Annotated in this window: 5 protein-coding genes; 1 reads left to right on the top strand and 4 read right to left on the bottom strand. The window is 37.5% G+C overall.

All coding sequences use genetic code 11. From position 1 onward, the window contains the following. Window positions 1-287: 287 nt before the first annotated feature. Both AC1DOK_RS24315 and AC1DOK_RS24310 read right to left on the bottom strand, forming a co-directional pair. On the bottom strand, window positions 288-620 hold the full coding sequence (locus AC1DOK_RS24315; RefSeq protein ID WP_477556872.1) for a hypothetical protein: 333 nt from the start codon (window positions 618-620) through the stop codon (window positions 288-290). A 139-nt stretch (window positions 621-759) separates the two neighbouring features. Beyond that, window positions 760-1,059: a DUF7677 family protein gene (locus AC1DOK_RS24310; protein WP_477556871.1), complete on the bottom strand. Its 300-nt coding sequence runs from the start codon at window positions 1,057-1,059 to the stop codon at window positions 760-762. A 159-nt stretch (window positions 1,060-1,218) separates the two neighbouring features. Here AC1DOK_RS24310 and AC1DOK_RS24305 point away from each other — a divergent pair, with 159 nt between their 5' ends. Beyond that, window positions 1,219-1,434 (top strand): hypothetical protein, encoded by a 216-nt coding sequence (locus AC1DOK_RS24305; protein ID WP_477556870.1) that lies wholly within the window; start codon window positions 1,219-1,221, stop codon window positions 1,432-1,434. Between the two features lie 922 nt (window positions 1,435-2,356). Here the strand turns inward: AC1DOK_RS24305 and AC1DOK_RS24300 are convergent. Continuing rightward, the gene (locus tag AC1DOK_RS24300; protein WP_477556869.1) at window positions 2,357-2,800 is read right to left on the bottom strand and encodes a cell wall hydrolase; all 444 of its coding nucleotides are present in this window, start codon (window positions 2,798-2,800) and stop codon (window positions 2,357-2,359) included. A gap of 339 nt (window positions 2,801-3,139) precedes the next feature. After that, a complete protein-coding gene (locus tag AC1DOK_RS24295) occupies window positions 3,140-3,247 on the bottom strand; it encodes an IS3 family transposase (protein WP_477554110.1) in 108 nt (35 codons plus the stop codon). Window position 3,248: the final 1 nt, after the last annotated feature.

The raw sequence follows: 3,248 nt of genomic DNA, 5'->3' as shown, positions 1-3,248 counted from the left end.
CCGTCAAGCGATGCGTGCAGAAATAGAACGAGTTTTCTCATTTTCAGTTCTCCTTTGTTCATGAGGGATATCTACATTATACATTTACTACATTTTAGCATAATTCAACTTGGGTTGTTTCTTATGGATTGCTAATCCCAAACCTGCCCGTTAGCTGAAAAGGCTGCCGATCCATTGCTGACGGCAGCCTTCTCCTGTTGACTATTGAGCTATCGTGTCCCGTTAGCTCAAACAGGCTGCTGAAATATCGGCAGCCTGTTATCGTTGCACTATCGTTTCCCGTTAGCTTAATCAATGAAGTAATTATCCTTTTGTTTAAGCCAATTTATAATGATGTTTTTAAATGTTATTGTTGGCAACTCGCAATAGGCTCCATCATCAGAATATAGGTCGATAATCTTCACAGATGTATTATTAAGCTGGATTACAAAGTATTTTACATCGCCGAGAGTTGAATTTTCTACCTTCCCATTTAATACTTCGTTTATTGAGTCGATTAGCCAGACATCATTTTCATCTTTATCTTGAAGATTTGTCCCAATAAAAGCTTCTAACAAATCGTAACCTGCGGGCAAGGAAATAACGGGTACACCGTTTAAATCAATGAGTTCAAACCTCATAGTCACACCTCTTATTCATGCACTTCATTCTTCAATAGTTCAACATTGATATCGAACTATCCTGCCCGTTAACGCAATAACGGCTACCCACGGCAACCGTTTCAACTATCGTGTTCCGTTAGTGCAATTAAACTTCTCACTAATAAAGTTCAATTTCCCAATCTTCAAACTCTGGCTCAACCTGATAACTACTGTCAACATAACTTCGAATATACTGTGCAGCTCTTCTTTCTGCATATTTAGCATTCAGAACCGTTCCTTGATCATCCATCTCGATCACATTTGCAAAGATGGCATAAGATCGTTCTAATGCACTCGGATCTTCAAATATACAAGAATAATCAATACCTTGAAGTAATGGCAGTCCCACAGTACCGTTTGCGATCCAAAAGGAAAATGTTCGAAGCGCACCACTGAATGAATGACTTAACTTTTGCATATAACCCTCCGATCCGAAAATTACTCTCCTTCGAGATTATCGAACATTAAACTTTGATAATTGATTTACATTAATATTTTCTAATTCAATTCTAATCTACGCTTAAGTAAATTCTTACTAGATATGTTTTATAATTGTAAAACATCAAGAGGAGCTGATATGAAAACAACTACTATTACTTATAAGAAACAGAAGATTGTGATTCGCATGTATCCAAAAACAGCTCTAAGTAATCTAATTACACTAGAAAGTAAATTGAATGAATTGTCATTAGATTTTCAATTTAGAAAGAAAATTAAAATCGTTTTATACATTGAATTAATAAGAGAAACTGCCATACTTTATTATGCCGATGGAACAAAACTTTACTTGTAATGCCTATCCAAATAAAGTAGTCTCATTTTAACACATATTGGAACTACCCGTTAGTTGAGAAAAGGCAGCCGATAGTCTGGCTGCCTTTTCCTGTTGTTTATTTAGCTATCGCGTCCCGTTAGTTCAAAAGGCTGCCAACCAAGGGCAGCCTGTATTGTGTTACCTACCAATGAAAATCAATAATTGTTTTTTTCATCTCATAATCCAAAATGCTCACGAACTAATTTAAACTGTTCTTCAAGACTCAATTCGGGTGTTCTTTCCAGTGTTTTGATGCCATCTCGAATGCAAGCGCTTCTTACATCATGAGAAAATCTTGCATTTTATGATATTCAGTGGTGCAAAAAACGGTTAGAGTGGTGCAATAGGGTGATAATATTCACCTGCCCGTTAGCTTAACAAAATGGCATCTTTTTAACTTGCCTGTTGCCGATGAGATCATATCGGGAATGTAACAAAGTTCTTGTCATCGTGTTTAGACAAGAACTTGATATCATTCCCTACTACTTAAATCGTATATGCATTTGAGAAAAATAAAAGCATCATTCATTTTTGAATGATGCTTTTATTTTATATATACCTCTTTAAAGTAAAAACTGGCGACATACTTATCAACGTAGTCTCGTAGTAATTTATTTTCTTTTGTTGGATTGTCAAATACTTTCATAGCAACCATTGATGGCGTATATGATTTCATTTTTCGAATTTCATTCTTCATGTTCCTAGAACTAATTGTATGTTCTAGTCATCCGACAGTCACGTGGGTATAGTTTCCGAATAATGACCGTGACAACAACTTTATTGCACTAAACCCAAAGAAGCCGCGATTTACGCGGCACTTAACGAGATAAAGTTCTTGTCAACCGACACATGGCTGTGACAAGTCAGGTTAAGAGATCCTGAGCTCTTTTCGTTTATAAAATTAAAACGTATTATATACATTTACACATTCTTCCGCGGTCGGTTCATAAAAACAGTGCTTCTTCCATCGTCCTGCGAGCGGCTGATCATACCAAGTTGGCGGACATGGTCCGGGATTTTCAAACGTTCCTGGACGGAAATACCATAGGGAGTATTTGGCTGGCCAATTCCGCTCCCCAGTTACAGCCCGTTGCGCCAGACGGCGCTCCCTCTCTCTTGCGTTTTGATAGTACAAACCATGTTGCAACGCTTCGAACGCATGCGGCTGGTTGATCATTTGGGGAATTGTCCGGATTCCTTTAAAATCTGAGCAATTCGCTCTTATTCGGTTAATGCCAACATTTCCAACAAGGAGCATGCCCATTTCGCCTTCGGTCTCAGCTTCAGCTCGAAGCAACCTTGCCAACATATTAATATCCTGATTCCTGGCTTTTACGACTCCCATTTGCTCACCTCTTTAGATTTCTAGACTCATCATATTGTAGGTGAAGCGAATGTGTTACTCTGGCAAAATAGAGAGCGATAATAAATGTATGTATCCTCATTAAGAATTGCCTTATACATATGGAATAACCTCCTTGTTAATAGACTACCAAATAATGGGTCAAACTTATCATAACAAAACAATATTATAATATCCATGATTAAGAGTAATGTAATTTTGTATTAAACTATACTGCCCGTTAGCTTAATAACGGGTTAAAGAATAACAACAACTTTATCTCATAAAACAAAAAAACCGCAATTTTGGTCATACCCCTGTCAAGTAGACAGATGAAAAAAGCTATGCTGCCAGCGCGCACCGGTATTCGATCGGCGCGCGCTGTTTCAGTTTAGATTGGAACCGCTGGTAATTGTAATAATAAATATAATCTTCTACCGCTTGATGAATC

Source organism: Paenibacillus sp. P5_B5, from assembly GCF_056400365.1.
Note: the sequence above shows the minus strand (reverse complement) of the source record. Positions and strands in the feature narration are given on the sequence as shown.